This is a genomic window from Streptomyces sp. GL_141, from assembly GCF_057834385.1.
The window spans coordinates 6,235,055-6,255,543 of record NZ_CM174402.1 but is presented as its reverse complement, the minus strand read 5'-3'; the positions used below and the strand labels follow the sequence as shown (position 1 = coordinate 6,255,543).

The 20,489-nt window shown below is 71.4% G+C and carries 18 protein-coding genes and 1 riboswitch; of the genes, 3 read left to right on the top strand and 15 right to left on the bottom strand.

The window, feature by feature from the left end; translation table 11 throughout:
• Nucleotides 1-101: 101 nt before the first annotated feature.
• Entirely contained in the window at nt 102-560 is a 459-nt protein-coding gene (locus AC3IX6_RS27720; RefSeq protein ID WP_489365595.1) for an SRPBCC family protein, read from the bottom strand.
• A gap of 83 nt (nt 561-643) precedes the next feature.
• Nucleotides 644-1,438, bottom strand: a complete 795-nt coding sequence (locus AC3IX6_RS27715; RefSeq protein WP_489365593.1) for a metallophosphoesterase family protein — start codon at nt 1,436-1,438, stop codon at nt 644-646.
• 228 nt (nt 1,439-1,666) lie between these two features.
• Between AC3IX6_RS27715 and AC3IX6_RS27710 the strand changes: the two genes are divergently transcribed.
• Nucleotides 1,667-3,463 carry an AMP-dependent synthetase/ligase gene (locus AC3IX6_RS27710; RefSeq protein WP_489365592.1) on the top strand — a complete coding sequence of 599 codons (1,797 nt, stop codon included), beginning with the start codon at nt 1,667-1,669 and terminating at the stop codon, nt 3,461-3,463.
• A gap of 44 nt (nt 3,464-3,507) precedes the next feature.
• Here AC3IX6_RS27710 and AC3IX6_RS27705 read toward each other — a convergent pair whose 3' ends face one another.
• From AC3IX6_RS27705 to AC3IX6_RS27675, 7 genes are all read right to left on the bottom strand, one after another.
• A complete protein-coding gene (locus AC3IX6_RS27705) occupies nt 3,508-5,121 on the bottom strand; it encodes a GMC oxidoreductase (RefSeq protein WP_489365591.1) in 1,614 nt (537 codons plus the stop codon).
• A 202-nt stretch (nt 5,122-5,323) separates the two neighbouring features.
• Entirely contained in the window at nt 5,324-6,466 is a 1,143-nt protein-coding gene (locus tag AC3IX6_RS27700; RefSeq protein WP_489365589.1) for a glycosyltransferase family 4 protein, read from the bottom strand.
• Between the two features lie 347 nt (nt 6,467-6,813).
• The gene (locus tag AC3IX6_RS27695) at nt 6,814-8,010 is read right to left on the bottom strand and encodes a hypothetical protein (RefSeq protein WP_489365587.1); all 1,197 of its coding nucleotides are present in this window, start codon (nt 8,008-8,010) and stop codon (nt 6,814-6,816) included.
• Between the two features lie 25 nt (nt 8,011-8,035).
• On the bottom strand, nt 8,036-9,088 hold the full coding sequence (locus AC3IX6_RS27690; protein WP_489365585.1) for a C40 family peptidase: 1,053 nt from the start codon (nt 9,086-9,088) through the stop codon (nt 8,036-8,038).
• A 274-nt stretch (nt 9,089-9,362) separates the two neighbouring features.
• On the bottom strand, nt 9,363-10,397 hold the full coding sequence (locus AC3IX6_RS27685) for a C40 family peptidase (RefSeq protein ID WP_489365583.1): 1,035 nt from the start codon (nt 10,395-10,397) through the stop codon (nt 9,363-9,365).
• Between the two features lie 253 nt (nt 10,398-10,650).
• Nucleotides 10,651-12,015: an NYN domain-containing protein gene (locus AC3IX6_RS27680; RefSeq protein ID WP_489371577.1), complete on the bottom strand. Its 1,365-nt coding sequence runs from the start codon at nt 12,013-12,015 to the stop codon at nt 10,651-10,653.
• 40 nt (nt 12,016-12,055) lie between these two features.
• Complete coding sequence (locus tag AC3IX6_RS27675) at nt 12,056-12,295, bottom strand: hypothetical protein (RefSeq protein ID WP_008738811.1); 240 nt, start codon at nt 12,293-12,295, stop codon at nt 12,056-12,058.
• Nucleotides 12,296-12,430: 135 nt separating this feature from the next.
• Here AC3IX6_RS27675 and AC3IX6_RS27670 point away from each other — a divergent pair, with 135 nt between their 5' ends.
• Both AC3IX6_RS27670 and AC3IX6_RS27665 read left to right on the top strand, forming a co-directional pair.
• Nucleotides 12,431-13,165 carry a rhomboid family intramembrane serine protease gene (locus AC3IX6_RS27670; protein WP_489365579.1) on the top strand — a complete coding sequence of 245 codons (735 nt, stop codon included), beginning with the start codon at nt 12,431-12,433 and terminating at the stop codon, nt 13,163-13,165.
• Nucleotides 13,162-13,443 carry an Lrp/AsnC family transcriptional regulator gene (locus tag AC3IX6_RS27665; protein ID WP_266877137.1) on the top strand — a complete coding sequence of 94 codons (282 nt, stop codon included), beginning with the start codon at nt 13,162-13,164 and terminating at the stop codon, nt 13,441-13,443. The genes AC3IX6_RS27670 and AC3IX6_RS27665 overlap by 4 nt, the downstream gene beginning before the upstream one ends.
• Nucleotides 13,444-13,447: 4 nt before the next feature.
• Here the strand turns inward: AC3IX6_RS27665 and AC3IX6_RS27660 are convergent, their stop codons facing one another.
• The 6 genes from AC3IX6_RS27660 to qcrC form a co-directional block, all read right to left on the bottom strand.
• Nucleotides 13,448-13,804 (bottom strand): hypothetical protein, encoded by a 357-nt coding sequence (locus AC3IX6_RS27660; protein WP_489365577.1) that lies wholly within the window; start codon nt 13,802-13,804, stop codon nt 13,448-13,450.
• 13 nt (nt 13,805-13,817) lie between these two features.
• Nucleotides 13,818-15,203: an aminotransferase class V-fold PLP-dependent enzyme gene (locus tag AC3IX6_RS27655; RefSeq protein WP_489365575.1), complete on the bottom strand. Its 1,386-nt coding sequence runs from the start codon at nt 15,201-15,203 to the stop codon at nt 13,818-13,820.
• Between the two features lie 266 nt (nt 15,204-15,469).
• Nucleotides 15,470-15,586: riboswitch (SAM riboswitch) on the bottom strand.
• A gap of 115 nt (nt 15,587-15,701) precedes the next feature.
• Nucleotides 15,702-16,766, bottom strand: a complete 1,065-nt coding sequence (trpD, locus tag AC3IX6_RS27650) for an anthranilate phosphoribosyltransferase (RefSeq protein WP_489365573.1) — start codon at nt 16,764-16,766, stop codon at nt 15,702-15,704.
• A 226-nt stretch (nt 16,767-16,992) separates the two neighbouring features.
• Entirely contained in the window at nt 16,993-18,621 is a 1,629-nt protein-coding gene (gene qcrB, locus AC3IX6_RS27645; RefSeq protein ID WP_489365571.1) for a cytochrome bc1 complex cytochrome b subunit, read from the bottom strand.
• Complete coding sequence (gene qcrA / locus AC3IX6_RS27640) at nt 18,618-19,676, bottom strand: cytochrome bc1 complex Rieske iron-sulfur subunit (RefSeq protein WP_489365569.1); 1,059 nt, start codon at nt 19,674-19,676, stop codon at nt 18,618-18,620. Before qcrA ends, qcrB begins: the two co-directional genes overlap by 4 nt.
• A complete protein-coding gene (qcrC, locus tag AC3IX6_RS27635; RefSeq protein ID WP_243330033.1) occupies nt 19,673-20,482 on the bottom strand; it encodes a cytochrome bc1 complex diheme cytochrome c subunit in 810 nt (269 codons plus the stop codon). Before qcrC ends, qcrA begins: the two co-directional genes overlap by 4 nt.
• Nucleotides 20,483-20,489 lie beyond the last annotated feature (7 nt).

Genomic DNA, 20,489 nt, shown 5'->3' with positions numbered 1-20,489 from the left:
CGGGCGAAGGGCGGGTAGGGGGCCTCGCCCCGCAGGACCGAACCAGCTGCACCCGCCCACCGGACCCACGCCGGGACCCGCGCAGCGGTGCGAGGGGTGCGTTAGGAGGAAGCGCCGGCGGGGCGGCTTTCCACGCGCTTCTTCAGGCCCGCCAGCGCCCGGTCGATGATGACCTTCTCCGCCTTGCGCTTGATCATGCCGAGCATCGGGATCTTGACGTCCACCGTGAGCGAGTAGGTGACCTCGGTGCGCGCACCGCCCGCGAGCGGCGCCAGCTGGTAGGACCCGTCGAGCTGCCTCAGCATCTGGGACTTGTCCAGCGTCCAGCTGACCGTGTTCTCGGCCGGCCAGGTGTAGGCCAGCGTGTGGTCGTCCTTGATCGCGCCCGCGTCCAGCAGCAGCCGGACGAGGGAGGCCCGGCCGGCGTCGTCCTTGGCCAGTACCTCGGCCTCCTTCACCTCGCCGGTCCACTCCGGGTAGCGGGCGAAGTCGGCGATCACGGCCATGACGTCGGCCGGGGCCGCCTCGATCGTGATGCTCGAGCTGGTGTGTTCCGCCATCGCGGTCGCTCCTCCGGGGGGAGTTCGAGGAAGTGTGCGGACGGCCCTGGGCCGCCGCGTGAAGGCTATCGCGCGTCAAGACCTCACCACTCCAGGGCCCACGGCCTTCCCGTGGCCGCGAAGTGCCCGACGTTCACGCACTCGGTGGCGCCGATCCGCATCCGCCGGGCGAGCGGCTGGTGGACGTGGCCGAAGAGCGCGTACCGGGGCCGTACCCGGCGGATCGCGGCGAGCAGGGCCCCGCTCCCCCGCTCGAAGCGCCGGGCCACCGTGTCGTAGCAGAGCTCGGGCACCTCCGGCGGGATGTGCGAGCAGAGCACGTCGACCTCGCCCAGCGCCTCCACCTTGGCCGCGTACTCCTCCTCGGGCACCTCGTAGGGCGTGCGCATCGGCGAGGGCAGGCCGCCGCCGACGAAGCCGAAGACCCGGCCGCCGATCTCGGCCCGCTGCCCGTCGAGCACGGTGAGGCCGGGGCCGGCGTACTCGGGCCAGAGCCCGGGGATGTCGACGTTGCCGTACGTGGCGTACGTGGGCCGGGGGAAGGCGGCGAACATCTCGGCGTACTGGCGCCGGACCGCGCCCTCGACGAGCCGTTCCCGGTCCAGTCCGGCCCACAGGCCGCGGGCGAACTCCCGGGCCTCCTCGAAACGGCGTGCGGTGCGCAGTTCCACGATGTGATCGGCGTTCTCGACGCCGAAGAGGTCGGGGAAGATGCCGCGCGAGTGGTCGGCGTAGTCGAGGAAGAGGACGAGGTCGCCCAGGCAGATCAGCGCGTCGGCGCCTTCCCCGGCCCGGGCCAGGGCCTCGGTGTTGCCGTGGACGTCGCTGACGACATGGACCCGTGTCCGGTTCTTGGTCCCACCCATAGAGCCACCCATGCGGCCACCCTAGGCGCGCCGGGCCACCGTGGGGAGGGAATCGGGTCAGGCGGCCGGACCTGCGGTTACTTCCGAGTCGCAAAGCGGGTCGACTAATGTCGGCAAGACACGGCCGACACATGTGACGCAGGGAACATCTGGCCGGTTCCCTCTATCCGGAACCGCCTACCGGTGGGTAACGTCGCGTCGGTCCACATGGTGGCGATGGCGCCCAGAGGAGCAGCAGTCTTGCGCGAGTTCAGCCTTCCGGCCCTGTACGAGGTCCCGTCGGACGGGAACCTGACGGATCTCATCCGCCGCAACGCCGCTCAGCATCCCGACACCGCCGTCATGGCCCGCAAGGTCGCCGGCGCGTGGCAGGACGTCACCGCGACGCAGTTCCTCGCCGAGGTCCGCACCGCGGCGAAGGGCCTGATCGCGGCCGGCATCCGGCCCGGCGACCGGGTCGCCTTGATCTCCCGCACCCGCTACGAGTGGGTGCTGATCGACTTCGCGATCTGGAGCGCGGGCGCCGTCACGGTCCCCGTGTACGAGACCAGCTCCCCCGAGCAGATCCAGTGGATCCTCGGCGACTCCGGCGCCGTCGCCGTCGTCGTGGAGTCCCCCGGGCACGCCGCGGCCGTGGCCGCCCTGCGCGACCGGCTGCCGGAGCTGCGCGAGGTCTGGGAGATCGAGCAGGGCGCCCTGGAGACGCTGGGGGCGGCGGGCGCCGAGGTCTCCGACGCCGAGCTCGACGAGCGCAGCGCGCTCGCGGGCGCCGACGACCCGGCCACCATCGTCTACACCTCCGGCACCACCGGCCGGCCCAAGGGCTGCGTGCTGACCCACCGCAGCTTCTTCGCCGAGTGCGGGAACATCGTTGCCCGGCTGCGTCCGCTGTTCCGGACCGGCGAGTGCTCCGTCCTGCTCTTCCTGCCGGCCGCGCACGTGTTCGGCCGCCTGGTGGAGGTGGCGGCCGTGCTGGCGCCGATCCGGCTGGGCTGCGTACCGGACATCAAGAACCTCACCGACGAGCTGCAGTCGTTCCGGCCCACGCTGATCCTCGGCGTGCCGCGCGTCTTCGAGAAGGTCTACAACTCGGCCCGCGCCAAGGCCCAGGCCGACGGCAAGGGCAAGATCTTCGACGCGGCGGCCGAGACGGCGATCGCGTACAGCCGCGCGCTGGACCTGCCGGGCGGGCCGTCGCTGGGGCTCAAGCTCAAGCACAAGCTCTTCTCCAAGCTGGTCTACAGCAAGCTCCACACGGTCCTCGGCGGGCGCGGCGAGTACGCGATCTCCGGCGGGGCCCCGCTGGGCGAGCGGCTCGGCCACTTCTTCCGCGGCATCGGCTTCACGGTGCTGGAGGGCTACGGGCTGACCGAGTCCTGCGCGGCCACGGCCTTCAACCCGTGGGACAAGACGAAGATCGGTACGGTCGGCCAGCCGCTGCCGGGCTCCGTGGTGCGCATCGCCGACGACGGCGAGGTGCTCCTGCACGGCGAGCACATCTTCAAGGAGTACTGGAACAACCCCTCGGCCACCGCCGACGCGCTGACCGACGGCTGGTTCCACACCGGCGACGTCGGCACGCTCGACGAGGACGGCTACCTGGCGATCACCGGGCGCAAGAAGGAGCTCATCGTCACGGCGGGCGGCAAGAACGTCGCGCCCGCGGTGATCGAGGACCGGATCCGGGCGCACGCGCTGGTCGCGGAGTGCATGGTGGTCGGCGACGCGCGGCCGTTCGTGGCCGCGCTGGTCACCATCGACGAGGAGTTCCTGGGCCGCTGGGCCGCGGAGCACGGCAAGCCGAAGGGTGTGACGGCTGCCGAGCTGCGCGAGGACGCGGATCTCGTCGCCGCCGTCCAGAAGGCCGTGGACGACGGCAACGCGGCGGTTTCCAAGGCGGAATCGGTGCGAAAATTCCGCATTCTGCCCTCCCAGTTCACGGAGGAGTCCGGGCACATCACGCCTTCGCTGAAGCTGAAGCGGAATGTGGTGGCGAAGGACTTCGCGGACGAGATCGAAGCCCTCTACCGGGGCTAGGGCATGCCTTTCGGAGCTAGCGCCCCGCGGCCGGAGGCCGCTGATCAGCGCGGGTCGGCGAGGACCCGCGCCATGTTCCGTTCCGCGAGCGCGGTGACGGTGACGAAGGGGTTCACGCCGAGCGATCCGGGGATCAGCGAGCTGTCGGTGACGTAGAGGCCCTGGTAGCCCTTGACGCGGCCGAAGTCGTCGGTCGCGTCCCCGAGGACGCAGCCGCCCAGCGGGTGGTAGGTGAAGTTGTCGGCGAAGTTCTTGTTGTCGCCGAAGAGGTCGTAGCGGTAGATGGTGAAGTTGGCCCGGTTGATCCGGTCGAAGAGGCGCTTGGCGGCCTGGACGGACGGGGTGTTCTGGTCCCGGGTCCACTGGAGCTTCGCCGAATCGCTGGCGGCGTCGTAGGTGAAGTGCCCGCGCTCCGGGTTCTTGGTGATGGCCAGGTACATCGAGATCCAGTGCTCGAACCCCATCGGGAGCGGGGCGATCTCGGCGAAGACCGGGTTCGAGGCGTTGTCCCAGTCGTCGATGCCGAGGGCGGGCATGGTGGCCTGGTTGGCGCCGACCGTGTCCCAGAGGTGGTTGGCGCGGGCGGTCATGACGTTGCCGTTGGGGCCCCAGCCGAGGCCCACCTTGTCGTTCAGGGCGGGCAGGGTGCCGGTTTCGCGGGCGCGCAGCAGGATCTCGGTGGTGCCGAGGCTGCCGGCGCCGAGGAAGAGCTGTTTGCAGCCCAGTTCGCGGACCTGGGTGACGCGGCCGGTGAGGTCGCTGGTCTGGACGGTCAGGACGTAGCCGCCGGCCGGGTCCTGCCGTACGCCGACCACGCGCTGCATGGTCTCGATGGTGACGTTCCCGGTGCCCAGGGCGGCGGCGAGGTAGGTCTTGTCGACGCTCTTCTTGCCGTGGTTGTTCCCGTAGATGACCTCCCCGGCGAGGGCCGACCTGGTGGCCGTCCCGGCGGCCTCGCGCTTCATGTACTCGAAGTCGTAGACGTTGGGGACGAAGGTGGTCTTCAGTCCGGTCTTCTGGGCGTGCTTGCGGGAGATCCGGGCGAAGCGGTACCACTCGGTGGACTCGAACCAGGCCGGGTCGATGTCGTTGACCCCGAGCATGGCGCGGGCCCGGGGGTAGTAGGTGCCGTACATCTCGTCGGCGTCCACCCGGGGCATGACCTCGGTGAAGTACGAACGCTTCGGCGTGGGGGCCATACCGCCGTTGACCAGGGAGCCGCCGCCGACGCCGCGGCCCACGTACACCGACATGTCCCCGTAGTTCACCCGGTCCAGGACGCCGGGGTACGGGCTGATGTTGCGGTTGACCACGTCCAGCCAGAGGAACTGGGCGAGCGGGGCCTCGGTGCGGTTGCGGAACCACATCGAGCGCTGGTCGGGGGCGGAGGTGGCGGGGAAGACCTTCCCGTCGGCGCCCGGGGTGTCCCAGAGCCGGCCCATCTCCAGGACGACGGTCCGCACGCCGGCCTGCCCGAGGCGCAGGGCCGCGACGGCGGATCCGTAGCCGGAGCCGACGACGATGGCCGGGGCGTACGCGGCGGCCGCGGGCTCGGCGGCGGACGCCGACTGCAGGCCGATCCGGGTGAAACCGAGGGCCGCCGCGGTCTGCAGGGCGCCGAGACCGAGAACATGACGGCGTGTCAGGTTTGGTGTCATGGCCGCATCATGAGCGGATTCCGCCCAACCGGCCATAACTCGCACTGACACGCTTCTGAGTAACAGTCAGACATGGCTCGACCGTAGGCGGGACCCGCCCCCGCCCGTGCGGTTTGATCAACTCTGCCCGCGATCGGCCCCTCGGGCGCGATAATCCCCCTCCGTACGGAAAGGGGACCCCGCGCCTCGTGCGCGGCGCCCGCTACAGGAGCTCGCGCAGGCGCTCCGCCAGCAGGTCCCAGCGCCACTTCTCCTCGACCCAGGCGCGGCCGCGCTCGCCCATGCGGGCGCGCAGGGCCGGATCCCGGAGCAGGGCGACGACACGGTCCGCGGTCTCGGCCGGGGCGCCGCCGGGGACCACCCAGCCCGTCTCTCCGTCCAGTACGGCGTCCGGGGCGCCTCCGGAGTCGCCGGCGATCACCGGCAGCCCAGTGGCGGAGGCCTCCAGGTAGACGATGCCGAGGCCCTCCACGTCGAGCCCGCCGCGCCGGGTCCGGCAGGGCATCGCGAAGACGTCCCCGGCCCCGTAGTGGGCGGGCAGTTCGGACCACGGGACCGCGCCCGTGAACACGACGGACTCCGCGACCCCGGTCGAGACGGCCAGGGCCCGCAGGTCGGCCTCGTAGGGGCCGCCTCCCACGATCAGCAGCACGGCGTCCGGTACGGCCGCCAGGATCCGCGGCATCGCCTCGATCAGCGTGTCCTGCCCCTTGCGGGGGACGAGCCGTGAGACGCAGACGACCACCGGCCGGTCCGTCAGACCCAGCCTCGCCCGGACCTCCGCGCCGCCCGATCCCGGGTGGAAGGTCTTCTCGTCGACCCCCGGCGGAAGCTGCGTCATGCGGGCCGCCGCGCGGTCCGTCAGGGCCGGGGCGATCCGCGAACGGGTGTACTCCCCCAGATAGGTCAGGGTGTCCGTGCCCTCGCCGATGCGCCGCAGCAGCTGTCGCGCGACCGGCAGCTGCGCCCAGCCCGCCTCGTGCCCGTGCGTGGTCGCCACGATCCGGCGTGCGCCCGCGCGGCGCAGGGCGGGGCCCATCAGGCCCAGCGGGGCCGCCGCGCCGAACCACACCGACGAGCAGCCGTGTTCGCGCAGCAGGCCCACGGCCCGGCGGGTGACCCGGGGGGTCGGCAGCAGCATCGTCGCGCGGTCGCGGACCACCTGGAAGGGCTGCTCCGCGTCGAAGGCGGCGGTGGCGGCGCGGGCCTCGGCCGAGTGCTTCCAGGTGGAGGCGTAGACCACGACCCGGTCGGGGTCCAGGCGGAGCGCCATGTTGTGCAGGAAGGCCTGGATGCCCCCCGGCCGCGGCGGGAAGTCGTTGGTCACGATCAGCGTCTTGTCCATCGCCTGCCGACCCTACCGGACCCTGCGGGGCTCGGACCTGCGGAGCAGGGCCCCGCGGGACGGGTCCCCGCGCGGCTCGGAGCTGCGTACGGGGCTGCGCGCGGGTGGGGCCGGGGGCCGCGAGGCCGGGCTGCGCCGGAGGCTCCTGGGGCTCCGCCCCGGACCCCGCGCCTCAAACGCCGGCGAGGCTGGATCTGGCCGGCGGCGGCTCGGACGCGTCCGCCGACTACCGGAGGTGTCCGGCTCCGCCGGGGCGAAATCCAGCCCCTCCGGCGTTTGAGGAGCGGGGGTCCGGGGGCTGGCCCCCGGCAACGGCGCCGCACGCGCGGCCCTCGGGCCCCGTCCGGCTAGCGGAACTCCCGGCGCAGTTCCTGCTGCCAGGCCGACGTCAGCCCCGCGGGGTCCGTCCCGAGGGTGTCCGCCACCGCCGTCGGGAGGGACTCCCGGCCGGACTTCTCGTAGAGGGAGACCAGCGCCGCGTCACCCCACCGGCGGGCGATGAGCCGGCAGGCCATCCAGGAGCCCTCGTAGGCCCGCGCCAGCGCCTCCGCGTCCCCGCCGAAGGCGAAGGCCCCGGCCGCGGGGAGATCCCCCGGCAGGTCCCCCCTGCGCACCGCGCGGGCGAGGGCCGGTGCGACGTCGGCCGGGGTGCGGACGCCGTCGCGGTACGCGGCCCAGTCCGCGAAGCCCTCGGAGAGCCAGAGCGGGGTCCGGGACGTGGTCGCCGCCCGGGTCGCCACGTGGGTGGTCTCGTGGGTCAGGATCACCTGGCGGCCCTCCGCCGTGAGCTGCCCGTACCCCTCCGGGTTCACCACGACCCGGTCGGCGGGGGCGGGGCCCGCCCCGGTCCGCCCGGTGGTGACGGCGCCCAGGCCCCGGTACTCGTCCGCGGGCCGCCCCAGCAGCGCCGCCATCGCGTCCAGCGAGCCGGGCACCAGCACCACCACCCGGCCCGCCCACGGCCGCGGCCAGGCCGCGCTCGCCGCGGGCACCGCCCGGTCGGCCTCGGCGGCGATCGCGGACAGGGAGCCGGCGCTCTGGCCGGCGCCGCCGAGCACCAGGGCGTGCGCCCCGCGCTCCACGGACACCGGGCCCTGGTCCCACAGCTGGGGCAGGGCTCCGGGGGCGGGCCGGTCGGCGGTCACCGCCCAGGAGCCGCCCTGCCGAGCGAGCTCCACTTCGCGTGCGGAGCCGGCCGGGGCGGCGTCGTAGCCGGTGAGCCGGTAGCGCAGCTCGGCGCGGGCGAAGGCCCGTACGCCTTCCGTCCGGACCGCGGAGACCTCGTACGACCATCCCTCCAGCGGGATCGCCGCGAGGGCCGCGGGCGGGGCCGCCGACCAGGCGGCGACGGCCCGCCGGACCTCCCGTTCGGCGGGGTCCGCCGAGGCCGAAGGGGCCCCGGAACCGGAACCGGAACCGGAGCCGCATCCGGTGAGCGACACGCACAGCAGCAGGCAGAGCAGCACCAGCGGCAGTGCGCGCGGGCGCCGGCGCGACGGACGGTGAGAGGTACGGCGAGGGGTACGGCCCAGGACCGGGAGCATCACCCGATCGTACGCAGCGGAGCCCTCAGGGCCGGGTCACCGAGGAGACCGGCATCATCCCGACCGGGTCGTACCGCACCCGCGCTCCCGGGTACGGGGCGTGCACCACCTGGCCGTTGCCGACGTACATGCCGACGTGGCTGGCGTCCGAGCGGTACGTCACCAGGTCTCCCGGGCGCGCCTCCGACAGCGAGACCCGCCGTCCGGCGTGCCGCTGCGCCTGCGAGGTGCGCGGCAGGGCGACGCCCGCCTGCCGGTACGACCACACCATCAGGCCGGAGCAGTCGAAGCCGGAGGGGCCGGTGGAACCCCATACGTAGGGCCGTCCGACGGCGGACCGGGCGGCCATCACGGCGGTCATGGCGCGGCCGGAGGAGGGTCCGGAGGCCGCGGCGTCGGGGAGTTCGGGCAGGGCGTCGGAGCGGCCGCCGGAGCGCGAGGCCCGGTCGAAGTCGGCGCGCTCCTGCGTGGGCATCGCGTTCAGCAGCCGGCGGGCGGCGGCCAGCTTGGCGGTGACGGCGCGCTTCTCCTTCGCCACGTCGGCGCGCAGGGCGTCGAGTTCGGCGAGCTTGCGGGAGGCCTCCTGGCGTTCCTGGCCGAGGCGGCGCTGCTCGGAGCGCAGTTCGTCGAGCTGGCGGGCCTGCCGGCCGGACAGCCGGTCGAGGGCGGCGGCCTTGGCGAGGTAGTCGTCCGGATCGTCGGAGAGCATCAGCTCGACGGAGGGGTCGATGCCGCCGGCCCGGTACTGGGCTCCGGCGTAGGCGCCGAGCACCCCGCGCATGGTGTTGATGCGGTCCTGCCCGCGGGCCACGGCGTCCTGGACCCGGTCGACTTCGGTGCGGAGCCGGCCGGCGCGCTCGCCCGCCTGGTTGAAGCGTTCGGTGGCCTGTTCGGCCTCTTCGAAGAGCCGGTCGACCTGGGCGCGGGTGCCCGTGGAGGGCTCCTGCGGGAGGCCGGGGGCCGCACCGGCGGGTGCGCCCGACATGGCGACCGCCGCTCCCGCCGCGGCGGCGGTGAGGACGGTGACCTTGGTGTTCCGGTCGAGGGCGCTGGGCCCGGACCGGCGATGGGACGCCACGTGAAACCGCTCCCTCCTGCTGGGCGGGACCCGGGTCCGCCCTCCGTGGACGGCCGTGTGCCGGGGTTCCGCGCTGGCAGACAGTAGCCGCGCGGGAGGGCGCCGGCCAACGACCTCCGGCGGGCACGCACAGTGACGCCCCGTCGGAGACGCAGGTCACCGGCGGGGCGTGTGGTCAGAGCGGGGCCTCGTAATTCGCCCGGATGGGCGGTGTACGGCGCGTCCGGACGGGCGCGGAGCGAGGCGGCGGGCCGGCATGAGCGGGCCCGGGGCGTCAGCCTCCGATGCGGACTCCGAACTGGAACGGCATGTTGTTGATGGATTCGTACTTGACGCCGCCGCGCGGGTTCGAGGCGTGCAGCACCATGTTGCCGCCCGCGTACAGGCCGACGTGGTGGATGTCGCCGTAGAAGAACACCAGGTCACCCGGCTGGAGCTGGCTCTTGCTGATCCGGGTGCCGTCGTTGGCCTGCGTGTACGTGACGCGGGATATCGAGACGTTGGCCTGCTTGTACGCCCACTGGGTCAGACCCGAGCAGTCGAACGAGTTGGGGCCTTCGTGGCCGGATATGTACGCGCTGCCGATCTTGGTCTGGGCGGCCGCGAGAGCGGCACCGGCCCGGCCGGAGGGCTTCACGTTGCCGAGGTCGGGGGCGCGCCCGTCGGCACCGCGGCTGGCGCGGGAGTCCTCCTCCTTGATCGCTGCCCGCTCCTGGGCGGTCAGCGAGTTGAGGAGCGCCTGGGCCTCGGCGAGCTTGTCCGAGGACACCTTCTTCTTCTCGCCGAGCTCCTTGCGGGTGGCGTCGAGGTCGGTGAGCTTGCCCGCGGCCTCCTGGCGCTGCTGCGCGAGGGTGCGCTGCTTGGCCTGGATCTTCTGGACCGCTTCGACCTGCTGACCGCTCAGCTGCTCCAGGGTGGAGGCCTTGTCGAGGTAGCTGTCCGGGTCCGCCGAGAGGAAGAGCGCGAGGGACTGGTCGATGCCGCCGCTGCGGTACTGGGCGCTGGCCATCGAACCGAGCGTGCCGCGCAGCGAGTTGAGGTCCTCCTGGCCGCGGGCGACCTGGTCCTGGAGCTGCCCGATCTCGGTCTCGAGCTTGTCCTGGCGCTCCTTGGCCCCGTTGAACTTCTCGGTGGCCTGCTCCGCCTCTTCGTAGAGGGCGTCGACCTTGGCCTTGACCTCGTCCTTGCTCGGCTTGGCGGGGGCGGCGTTGGCGGCCTGCCCCGAGAGGACCACGGCGGCTGCCGCGGTGACGCCGAGCACGGTGGTGCGCATGCGGGTCGGCTGCTTGGGTCGACGGTGGGACGCCACGAAGGCGAGCTCCTTCTTCCTAGAGCCGCCGAAGAACGCAAAGCTCGGCGACACCCTCGCTGCCACCCCGAATGAGTGAACTACCGCACGAAGGTTTGACTGACCCTAGTGACCCTTCTGTGATCAGTTCAAATCCTGTCGGTAAAAAACTCGCTGTCCGACCAGGTTCTTTACCTACAGCGCACGCTCCGTGTCGGTGACTTGACGGTACGTTCCCGCGAGGCCCTACCAATTCCGGCATTGGGCCCAGCAGTTACGAAACGCGCGAAAGCCGCTTCAGCAACAAGGCGGACGCGACTGGCCGCGCACCGACCTTGGCCACCCCGTCGGCGACCTCCCGGTCGGTGGAGACCACGACCACCGGACGGCCCGCCGGTTCGGCGCGCACCAGCTGGCGGATCAGCTCGTCCGCCGTCACCCCGGCCTTGGAGAACAGCACCCGCACCCCGCGCGGCGGCGCGAGCAGCACGGGGGCCGCCAGCTCCGCCCCGTCGAAGACACAGGTCATCTCGGCGCCCGTCTGCGCGGCGAGCATCGACAGCCCGCCCAGCAGCCGCAGCCGCTGCTTCTCCAGCGGCATCGTCGGATAGCCGGTCTTGGTCACGTTGTAGCCGTCGACCACCAGATGGGCCTGGGGCAGCGCCAGCAACTGGTCCAGCAGCGCCGGGTCGGTCTCCGACAGGGCGCGCGCCGCGATGTCCTTCGGGGTCATCCGGCCCGGCTCCACCGCCTCCACCGTGTCCGCGGGCCGCGTGGAGACCGGCGGCAGCGCGAGCTCCCGGCGCAGCCCCGCGGCCGCGTCCAGCACGGTGTCCAGCAGCAGCCGCAGCCGCATGTCCTCGATGCTGCGCCCCTCGCGGGTGGCCCGGCGCGAGGTCTCCAGCGCCGATTCCACCTCCGCGAGGCGGGACTTGAGCCGCCGGGTCTCGCTCTCGGCGGTGGTCACCTGGGCGGCCGCCTCGGCGCGGATGCCGTCGACCTCCGCGTTGATCTTGCGCAGGGCCGCGTCGCCCCGCTTGACGTCGCTCAGCGCGCTGCGCAGCTTGCGCTGAAGCGATTCCGCTTCCTTGCGGGCCGCGTCCAGCTCGGCCCGTACCTGGTCGACACCCGTGCGCTGCAGTTCCCGTACGTGGGCCAGCTCCTCGCGGAGCCGCTCCATCTCACGGCGGGCCTCCTCGTCGACCCGCTCGGCGTCGGCGCGCTGCGCCTCCTCGCCTGCCGCGGCGACCAGCTTGACCCAGCCGGCCGGCCGCAGCACGTACGCGGCTGCCGCCACGTCCAGCGGATCGGCGGCGGCGGGCGGGGCGCCCGACTCCAGCGCGGAGGCCAGGTCGGCCTGCGCCTCGCGGAACTTCTCGGCGACCCGGCCCCGGAAGACGGGGTCGCTCTCCACGGCCGTGGCCATGGCGTTGCCCGCGAACTTGGCGCGCCGCGTCGGGGTGAAACGGGCGTACTGGCGCAGCTGCGCCGGGAGGTCCGCGACCGTCAGCCCGCCGAAGGCGTCCGAGACGAGTGCGACGACCCGGCGCCGCACGCCTTCCGGCAGCGGGCGGTCGAGCACCTCCGCGGCGTCGCCGGCCGCGTCGGCCGGCTCAGCGCCGCTTGCTGGCTCCACAATCCGTCACCCCTACCGTCATTCACCTGTGGGCGGGGCTCCTTCAGGAGTCCGCGCCCGGCCTGTCGACGAGCTCGATCTGGTCCACCGCGTTGCACCAGCGGCAGCGCACCGACTCGATGGTCTCATTGACCACCTCGCGCTCCTCGACCTTGGGCTCCCCGGCGAGGTCCAGGTGGACGTACTCCACGACCTTCGACGAACGGGTGACGTCGAAGCGCGTGAGGTTGCCGCACAGGGTGCAGCGCCACCGGGTGGTGTCGGTCGGCAGGGGAACCGTCATCAGGCCGCTCTCTCCTTCTATCGCTCACATGGCGCAAGCACCGCACCCGCCCGTGTCGTCACGGGTGGCGCGCGCGTGCGTGCGTAGCTCGTAACCCTACGGCCTGCCGCACCCGCTGGTGGGCCCGGCTGGGTCATGCTCGGTCGCATGATCGTAAGGTGGCAGGCCGTACGCGAGGCCGCCCGGGGCCCGGTGGTCACCCACGCGCTGATCGCCGCGTGCTGCGTGGTGTTCGTGCTGAGCCCGGCGTCGGGACTGAACCCGGTCTACGGGACGGGTGACCAGCTGCTCGCGAACGGGACGGCGTACTTCCGGCGCTGGGGCGTGGTCCCCGACGAGCTGTTCACCGGCTCGGGCCGGGCGGCGCTGACCCCCCTCACGGCCCTGTTCGTGCACGGGAGCTGGCTGCACCTGCTGGGCAACATGCTCTTCCTCTACGTCTTCGGGGCGATGACGGAGCGGCGCATGGGCCGGGCCGGGTTCCTCTGCTTCTACGTCTGTACGGGCTACCTGGCCCTGGCGGCGTACGCGGCGGCCCACGCCTCCTCGGACCAGACCCTGGTCGGGGCCTCCGGGGCGATCTCCGCGGTCCTGGGCGCCTTCCTGTACCTCTTCCCCAAGGCGCGGGTGACGAGCCTGTTCCCGTTCCTGTTCTTCCTGCCGCTGCGCTTCCCGGCGTGGATCGTGCTGTTGTTCTGGTTCGGCCTCCAGTGGCTGGCGGCGCACCGTGCGGCGAGCGGCCCCGGAGTCGCCTATCTGGCCCACGTGGTGGGCTTCTCGGTGGGCTTCCTCTACGCATGGGCCCGCTACCGGGGTGGGACTAGAGTGGGTCGACCAGTGACTGCCGTCGAGGGAGACAGCCAACCGTGATCACCGCACTCGTGCTCATCAAGACCAGCGTGGACCGGATCCCCGAGATCGCCGAGGCCATCGCCGCGCTGGACAGCGTCAGCGAGGTCTACTCGGTCACGGGCACGTACGACCTCATCGCCATGGTCCGGGTGTCCCGGCACGAGGACCTGGCCGACATCATCCCCGGCAGCATCAGCAAGATCCCGGGCGTGGAGGCGACGGACACGCACGTGGCGTTCCGCACGTACTCCCAGCACGACCTGGAAGCGGCCTTCGCGATCGGCCTCGACGCGTAGCGGTTCAGAGCTTGGGCAACGCCTCGCCCGGACGGGCGGGGCGGCGCTCCTGGAGCCAGAAGGCGTAGCCGCGCAGGTAGTCCTCCAGGTCACCGTCGATGTGTGCGACGTACGCGCGGGCGCCCGCGGCCACATCGCGATGATCGGGGCGCGCCGACATCGACCGGGCCCGGTCCACGTCCACGGCCCACTCACGCACCCGGCGCCGGTCCCGCCACCAGTCGCGGACGGTCCACGCGTGGTGGGGCGGCCCGGCAGGGTAGCTCCAGTCGTGCCCCACCGTGCGGCTCCCCGGCTCCCACTGGGGCAGCGGCTTGCCGACGATCGCCCGCACGGTCGGTATCGGGTCCCAGTAGGTCATGTCCCGCAGCCTGTCAGACGGCCGGGACGCAGCGGCCCTCTTCGGTGCGGTACTGCCACTTGGCGCCGTCCGCGACGAGCTCCTTGACGGCGTGGACGAAGCGGTCCACGTGCTCGTCGGGGGTGCCGGCGCCGAAGCTGACGCGGATCGCGTTCAGGGACCGCTCCCCCGGGGCCGCCTCCGGCGCTCCGCACTCGCCCTGGGCCTGCGGCTCGCTGCCGAGCAGGGTGCGGACCAGCGGGTGGGCGCAGAACAGGCCGTCGCGGACGCCGATGCCGTACTCGGCGGAGAGCGCGGCCGCGAAGTGCGAGCTGTTCCAGCCGTCGACGACGAAGGAGATGACGCCGACGCGGGGGGCGTCGTCGCCGAAGAGGGACAGGACGCGGACCGCCGGGACCTCCGCGAGGCCTTCGCGGACCTTGGCGATGAGGCGCTGCTCGCGGGCGACGAGGTTCTCGAAGCCGGCCTCGTTCAGGGCCTTGCAGGCGGAGGCGATGGAGTAGACGCCGATGACGTTCGGGGAGCCGGCCTCGTGGCGGGCGGCCGTGGTGTGCCACTCGACGTCCACGCCGCCGTCCTCCCGGCGGGCCACCTTGCGGGAGGCGCCGCCACCGGCCAGGTACGGCTCGGCCTCCTGGAGCCAGTCCGCGCGGCCGGCGAGCACGCCCGAGCCGAAGGGCGCGTAGAGCTTGTGTCCGGAGAAGGCGACCCAGTCCACGTCGAGGTCCTGGACCGAGACGGGGTGGTGCGGGGCCAGCTGGGCGGCGTCCAGGACGATGCGGGCGCCGTGGGCGTGCGCCGCGGCGGCGAGCTCCTTGACGGGCCACAGCTCGCCGGTGACGTTGGAGGCTCCGGTGACGCAGACCAGCGCCGGGCCGTAGGGCTCGCGGTCGGCCAGGGCGCGCCCCAGGGTGGCGACGGCCTCGTCCGGGGTGCGGGGGGCGTTGAGGTAGGTGACCTGGGCGTTCGTCCACGGGAGCAGCGAGGCGTGGTGCTCGGTCTCGAAGACGAAGACCTGGCAGTCGGCCGGGAGCACGGCGGCGAGCAGGTTGAGGGAGTCGGTGGTGGACCGGGTGAAGATCACCTGGTCGGAGGGCCGGCAGTCGAGGAACTCGGCGACCGTGACCCGGCTCTGCTCGAACAGGTCGGTGGAGAGCTGCGAGAGGTACCCGGCGCCGCGGTGGACGCTGCCGTAGTACGGGGCGTACGCGGCCACGTCGTCCCAGACCCGCTGGAGCGCGGGGGCGCTGGCCGCGTAGTCGAGGGCGGCGTAGGTGACCTCGCCGCCGGTGACGAGCGGCACGGTGACGTCGCGGCCGAGGACCGCGAGCGGCTCGGCGCAGGCGGGGTCGAGGGCGGCGGCAGTGGTGGCGGCGACGGCGTTCAGGGTTGCGGACATGGCGGTATCTCCCGGCAGGCAGGTCTGAATGGCTTCGGTGTGCCCGTCCGCCGACACAGCTACGGCGCTGCGGCCGTTCGGGGTACGGGAGTGCCCCGGAGTGTGGGTCGGCCGGCGTAGGCAGGTGTGCTGCGGGTACGCGGAAGTGACCCTGTTCCGAGGGGTGAAGAAGGGGCGGAGTCGCCCTATCGCATTCGCTTGCTCACGGAAAACGCTCCTCAGAAGACCAGGACCCCTGGCCCAACACCCCAATAAGAGGTGTGAGGGATCCGCGCTTGCCGTAGACCTCACTGCCTACGACCTGGTCATCACCCGGGGCACCCCGCCACGGAAGGAGGGTTGCCGGACAGCAAGCCGGGGCCTAAACGCTGTCACTCGTGACCTGAGGAGCATCCTGCCACACGATCATCCGAACGCAAGACCCCGGTCCACATGGCGGACCGGGGTCGTCGCTGGATCTTGGCCGGATCCCGTCGGAACGGCCATCGGCCGGAAGGGCTACGCGTTGCTCGCCGCCGCCCAGCGGGCCAGCGCGGCCCGGGCCGCGCCCGAGTCCACCGACTCCGCCGCCCGTACGACACCGGCGGCCAGCTGCTCCTCCAGGGTGCCCGTACCGGGGTCCAGCGCGACCAGGGCCGCCGCCGAGTTCAGCAGCACCGCGTCGCGGACCGGACCGGTCTCGCCGGCCAGCAGGCGGCGGGCCACGTCCGCGTTGAACGAGGCGTCCGCGCCGGCCAGGGCGGAGACCGGAACCAGCGGGATGCCGATGTCGCGCGGGTCGAAGCCCTGTTCCCGCACCTCGCCGTCGCGGACCCACCAGACCCGGGAGGTCGCCGTGGTGGTGAGCTCGTCGAGCCCGTCGTCACCGCGGAAGACCAGGGCCGAGGAGCCCCGCTCCGCCAGGACGCCCGCGACGATCGGGGCCACCCGCGCGTCGGCCACACCGGTGGCCTGCGCCCGGACCCGGGCCGGATTGGTCAGCGGTCCGAGGAAGTTGAAGGTGGTCCGGATGCCGAGCTCCCGGCGGGCCCCCGCCACGTGCCGCAGCGCGGGGTGGAACTTGACCGCGAAGCAGAAGGTGATCCCGGCTTCCTCGGCCACCTCCACGACCCGGGCGGGGGTGAGGTCCAGGTTGACGCCGAGCTTCTCCAGGACGTCCGAGGAGCCGCTCGCGGAGGACGAGGCCCGGTTGCCGTGCTTGACCACCTTGGCGCCCGTACCGGCCACCACGATCGCCGACATCGTGGAGATGTTGACCGTCTTGGCCCCGTCGCCCCCGGTGCCGACGATGTCCACCGTCCGGCCCGGCACCTCGATCAGGTTGGCGTGTGCGTACATGGCGCGGACCAGACCGTTGATCTCGGAGACCGTCTCCCCCTTGGCCCGCAGCGCGACCGCGAAGCCGGCGATCTGGGCGTCGGTGGCCTCCCCTCGCATGATCCGGTCCATGGCCCAGGCCGTGTCGTCGGCGCCGAGGTCGCGGCCGGTCAGCAGGGCCTCCAGAACGCCCGGCCAGCTGCGGGCCGCCGCGCTGTCGCCGCCTGCCGGGGTCACCAGGTTCATGGTCCGCTCCTGCTGCTCATCGAGGATTCCACGTCGAATGCGAAGGGCTTCAGCCTATCCAGCCCCGGGGACGGCAAAGAGCCCCGTCCAGACACTGGACGGGGCTCTCGCCGTGGCGACACCAGGACTGACCGAAATCAGTCCCTCAAGCAGTCATGCGTACTGCGAACTACGTACTGCGTGAATCTTGAAGCGCGTGAAGCGTGTGAAGCCGTGATGCGGGAGATCAGTGGTGGCCGTGGCCGCTCTGGATCTCCTTGTACTCCTCGACCGTGGGCTTCGGGATCTGGTTGTTCTCCCCGTAGTAGCCCTTGCTGAGCTTGGCGCGGAGCTTCTCCAGCGGCTTCACCTTGCGCTCGACACCGTTCTCGTCGACCGTGGGGCCGATCTCGGCGGGCTCGTACTGCTCGTACGAGGTGAGCGTGTGCAGCTTGCCCTGCGAGAGCGGCTCGTGGACCTCCACGAACTCACCGTGCGGCAGGCGCTTGATGATGCCGGTCTCGCGACCGTGCAGCACCTTGTCCCGGTCCCGGCGCTGGAGGCCGAGGCAGATCCGCTTGGTGATGATGAAGGCGATGACCGGGCCGACGAAGAACCCGATGCGCGCGAACCAGGTGATCGAGTTGATCGACAGGTGGAAGTACTGCGCGAACATGTCGTTTCCACCGGCGATCAGCAGGATGACGTACCACGTCAGCCATGCCACACCGAAGCCCGTACGGGTCGGGGCGTTGCGCGGGCGGTCCAGGATGTGGTGCTCGCGCTTGTCCCCGGTGACCCAGGACTCGATGAACGGGTAGACCGCGATGGTGGCCAGGACCAGCGGGAAGATCGTGAACGGGATGAACACGCCGAGGGCCAGGGTGTGGCCCCACAGGTTGATCTCCCAGCCGGGCATCGCACGGATCAGGCCTTCGGAGAAGCCCATGTACCAGTCGGGCTGCGCACCGGTGGACACGTGGTCCGGGCGGTACGGGCCGAGCGCCCAGATCGGGTTGATCGAGGCGATGCCCGCGATCAGCGCGATGACGCCGAAGACCAGGAAGAAGAAGCCTCCGGCCTTGGCCATGTAGACCGGGAGCAGCGGCATGCCGACGACGTTCTTCTCCGTCTTGCCGGGGCCCGCGAACTGGGTGTGCTTGTGGTAGAAGACCAGGATCAGGTGGGCCACCAGCAGGCCCATCATGATGCCGGGCAGCAGCAGGATGTGCACCGAGTAGAGCCGGCCCACGAAGTCGCCGCCGGGGAACTCCCCGCCGAAGAAGAAGAACGACAGGTACGTGCCGACGATCGGCACGGACAGCATCGCGCCTTCCATGAAGCGGACACCGGTGCCCGAGAGCAGGTCGTCCGGCAGGGAGTAACCGGTGAAACCGGTGAACATGCCGAGGACCAGCAGCAGGAAGCCGAAGACCCAGTTGACCTCACGGGGCTTGCGGAACGCGCCGGTGAAGAACACGCGCATCATGTGCACGAGCATCGCCGCGATGAAGATCAGCGCCGACCAGTGGTGGATCTGCCGGATGAGCAGACCGCCGCGGACGTCGAAGCTGATTTCCAGGGTCGAGCGGAAGGCCTCCGACATCTGCACACCCTGCATGGGGATGTACGAGCCGTCGTAGTGCACTTCGTTCATGCTCGGGTGGAAGAACAGCGTCAGGTACACACCCGTGAGGATGAGGATGATGAAGCTGTAGAGGCAGATCTCGCCCAGCATGAAGGACCAGTGGTCCGGGAAGATCTTGCGCATGTTGGCCTTGGCGAGGCTGTAGATGCCCAGCCGGCCGTCGGCCCAGTCGGCTACGCGCTCGCCGGCCGGAGCCTTGCGCTCTTTGGTTTGAGTGGCAGTGCTCATCCGCGCTCCCAGAAAGAGGGACCGACGGGCTCTTCGAAGTCGCCGAGCGCCTCGAGGAAACCTTCGTCATTGACGCCGATCCGCAGCTGCGGGAGCGCGTGACCAGCCGGGCCGAAGATGACTCGGGCGCCGTCGGAGAGGTCGAAGGTGGACTGGTGGCACGGGCAGAGCACGTGGTGCGACTGCTGCTCGTACAGGCTGATCGGGCAGCCGACGTGGGTGCAGATCTTGGAGTAGGCCACGATCCCGTCGTGGGACCACTCCAGTTCCTTCTTGTCCTTGATGTTCTCCGGCTGGATACGGACGATCATCAGGGCGGCCTTGGCGATCTGGACCTGGAAGTCGTGCGCGTCCTCCTCCAGGCCTTCCGGCATGGCGAAGGTCAGCGAGCCGACCACGATGTCTTCGGGCCGGAGCGGCTCCATCGTGTTCTGGTTGATGAGCATCTTGCCCTTCGCCCAGATGGTCTTGCGCAGCTTGTCCTCGGGCAGCGGGCCCAGGTCGCGCAGGATCACGACGGCGGAGAGAGGCAGCAGGGCCAGCGCACCGAACATCGTGTTGCGGATCAGCGGGCGGCGGCCGATGGCCGACTCGCGCGCGCCGTCCGCGAAGTCCTGCATGACCTGCGCCTTGACCTCGGCCGGGGCCGCGATCTCGTGGCGCTCGGCGGCGACCTCCACGTCGGACATCAGGGTGCGGGCCCAGTGGACCGCGCCCGCGCCGATGCAGAAGAGGGCCGCGCCGAGGCTGACGCCCAGGGCGAAGTTGAGAGCGCTCACCTTCCCGATGGGGAAGATGTAGACGATCTTGTCGACCGGCAGGATCACGAACGAGGCGATGAAGGCGATCGTCGCCAGCATCGACAGCGTGAACAGGAAGGCCACCGTGCGCTCGGAGCGCTTCGCGGCCCGCTCGTCGATGTCCTGGATCCGAGGCCGGTGAACCGGCAGACCGGGGTCGGCGAACGGGTCGTCCGCCACTGCCACGGCACCGTGGTGCGCGTCGCCCTGCTCGCTCGGCAGGTGCTTCTCTTCGGGAATGTCTTGGCTACTCATGACTTCTTGGCCTTAGCGGTGTGGGCCGCGACCCAGACGGCGACAGCGATCAGCGCACCCAGTCCGAAGATCCAGCCGAAGAGGCCCTCGGAGACGGGGCCGAGGCCACCGAGCTTGAGGCCACCGGGGCTGGTCGACTTCTCGCCGTTGACGTGCTGGAGGTACGCGATGATGTCCTTCTTCTGCTTCTCCGGCATGGTGCTGTCGGGGAAGGAGGGCATGTTCTGCGGGCCGGTGAGCATGGCCTCGTAGACGTGCTTCGGCTCGACACCCTCAAGGTTGGGGGCGTACTTGCCGTTCGTCAGTGCGCCGCCCTCGCCCGTGAAGTTGTGGCACTGCGCGCAGTTGTTGCGGAACAGCTCGCCACCCTTCGCGATGTCGGCACCCGCCGGGTCGTACTGCTTCTCGGTCGGCACGATCGGGCCGGCTCCGAGGGACGCGATGTACGCGGCGAGCTGGTCGGTCTGCGCCTGGGTGTAGATGACGGGCTTCTTCGGCACCTGGGCGCCGGGCTGCTGGGCGGGCATACGGCCCGTCATCACCTGGAAGTCGACGGCAGCGGAGCCGACGCCAACCAGGCTGGGGCCGTCAGAGGAACCCTGCCCGCCGGTTCCGTGGCAGCTTGCGCAGCCGACGGCGTAGAGCTTCTGGCCCTCCTCGATGGCGAGGGACTGGACGGTTTCGTCGGCCTTCGCATTGCCCGCGGGCGCGAAGGCGCTGTACAGCCCCCCGGTAACCGCCAGCGCGAAGAGTAGAACGACGACCGCCGCCAGCGGATGGCGTCGTCGTGCGGAGAGCTTTTTCACGGATTAC

Coding starts and splice junctions, on each gene's coding strand:
- AC3IX6_RS27720 (WP_489365595.1), bottom strand. CDS start 560: ATGGCGGAACACACCAGCTCGAGCATCACGATCGAGGCGGCCCCGGCC.
- AC3IX6_RS27715 (WP_489365593.1), bottom strand. CDS start 1,438: ATGGGTGGCTCTATGGGTGGGACCAAGAACCGGACACGGGTCCATGTC.
- AC3IX6_RS27705 (WP_489365591.1), bottom strand. CDS start 5,121: ATGACACCAAACCTGACACGCCGTCATGTTCTCGGTCTCGGCGCCCTG.
- AC3IX6_RS27700 (WP_489365589.1), bottom strand. CDS start 6,466: ATGGACAAGACGCTGATCGTGACCAACGACTTCCCGCCGCGGCCGGGG.
- AC3IX6_RS27695 (WP_489365587.1), bottom strand. CDS start 8,010: ATGCTCCCGGTCCTGGGCCGTACCCCTCGCCGTACCTCTCACCGTCCG.
- AC3IX6_RS27675 (WP_008738811.1), bottom strand. CDS start 12,295: ATGACGGTTCCCCTGCCGACCGACACCACCCGGTGGCGCTGCACCCTG.
- AC3IX6_RS27670 (WP_489365579.1), top strand. CDS start 12,431: ATGCTCGGTCGCATGATCGTAAGGTGGCAGGCCGTACGCGAGGCCGCC.
- AC3IX6_RS27660 (WP_489365577.1), bottom strand. CDS start 13,804: ATGACCTACTGGGACCCGATACCGACCGTGCGGGCGATCGTCGGCAAG.
- AC3IX6_RS27655 (WP_489365575.1), bottom strand. CDS start 15,203: ATGTCCGCAACCCTGAACGCCGTCGCCGCCACCACTGCCGCCGCCCTC.
- trpD (WP_489365573.1), bottom strand. CDS start 16,766: ATGAACCTGGTGACCCCGGCAGGCGGCGACAGCGCGGCGGCCCGCAGC.
- qcrB (WP_489365571.1), bottom strand. CDS start 18,621: ATGAGCACTGCCACTCAAACCAAAGAGCGCAAGGCTCCGGCCGGCGAG.
- qcrA (WP_489365569.1), bottom strand. CDS start 19,676: ATGAGTAGCCAAGACATTCCCGAAGAGAAGCACCTGCCGAGCGAGCAG.